The 269-nt window shown below is 63.9% G+C and carries 1 protein-coding gene; it reads right to left on the bottom strand.

What is annotated here, in order from left to right; all coding sequences use genetic code 11:
* The coding region (locus tag SB822_RS57490) for a LysR substrate-binding domain-containing protein (protein WP_410859161.1) at positions 1 to 254 on the bottom strand (254 nt) is incomplete at its 3' end.
* Between the last annotated feature and the right edge of the window lie 15 nt (positions 255 to 269).

The raw sequence follows: 269 nt of genomic DNA, 5'->3' as shown, positions 1-269 counted from the left end.
CGCGCGATCAGCCTGCCTTGTTCCGGACGTTCGACGGTAATGGCGATATCGGCTTCACGGCGCGACAGTGAGAACGAGCGCGGCACTGGCACAAGCTGGATGGTCAGGTCCGGATATTTCTGTGTCAGCCGCGCCAACCGGGGCGCCAGAAAGTTGACCCCGAACCCGTCCGGCGCGCCGATACGCACTGTGCCCGACACGGCAATATCCGCATTGCCGACATGCGAGCGGGCGGAAAGCATTTCGGCTTCCATGCGTTCGGCGGCGAG

Source organism: Paraburkholderia sp. SIMBA_054 (assembly GCF_046534875.1).
In the GTDB taxonomy this organism is placed as follows: domain Bacteria; phylum Pseudomonadota; class Gammaproteobacteria; order Burkholderiales; family Burkholderiaceae; genus Paraburkholderia; species Paraburkholderia hospita.
This window is presented reverse-complemented; position numbering and strand designations above follow the sequence as displayed.